This is a genomic window from Stenotrophomonas maltophilia group sp. RNC7 (assembly GCF_030910085.1).
Taxonomy (GTDB): Bacteria; Pseudomonadota; Gammaproteobacteria; order Xanthomonadales; family Xanthomonadaceae; genus Stenotrophomonas; species Stenotrophomonas sepilia.
Window position 1 is genome coordinate 1 of record NZ_JAVFVN010000385.1, and the last position, 564, is coordinate 564.

2 protein-coding genes are annotated in these 564 nt (G+C 29.1%); both read right to left on the minus strand.

Translation table 11 applies throughout. From position 1 onward, the window contains the following. A partial coding sequence (locus tag RCF13_RS06705) for a hypothetical protein (protein ID WP_308140982.1) occupies positions 1-236 on the minus strand: 236 nt, incomplete at its 3' end. A gap of 9 nt (positions 237-245) precedes the next feature. Next, positions 246-564, minus strand: a 319-nt coding sequence (locus RCF13_RS06710; protein ID WP_308140983.1) for a hypothetical protein, incomplete at its 5' end; no start/stop codon positions are given.

Here is a 564-nt window from a genome sequence, read left to right on the forward strand (position 1 = left end):
GAAAAGACAACTTTATTTAGTAATTTATCCGTAAATCGTGCTACTAATAATCTATGGAATTCTATTCCTTCAGACGTTATTATGTCAGCATTCTTTTGTATTTCCTCTAAATCTTTTTGTCTACTATGAAATTTAGTAATAAGAAACTTAATTTCAGCATTTGATAATTTTTTGGTATTTACAATAGGAAATATAGGCTTAGATGTTTGTTTAGATATCATATTAAAGATACTCAATTTTACACCTCATTTTAATTCTTTTGTTTTCTTTACTTCATGAGGAACTACATCAGTAAAGCTAATTGTGCCTTCGGGCTTAATAAAATAATCCGGTAATAAACTTTCATACATTTCCTTACCACGCCGTTCATTTTTCTGTTTATAAATACAAAACCAAAAGAAAATAGGGAATCTTCGAAAGGATAGGTATTGGTTTCCGTATTTTCCTAAATTTAATAGCTCAACTCTGTCAAAATACCCTTCATGAATAAATGGTGTATTTTTAGCATTTTGTTTTGAACTTAAGATATGATCACAAATCTTAGTGTCGTGTACTGTGTGACGG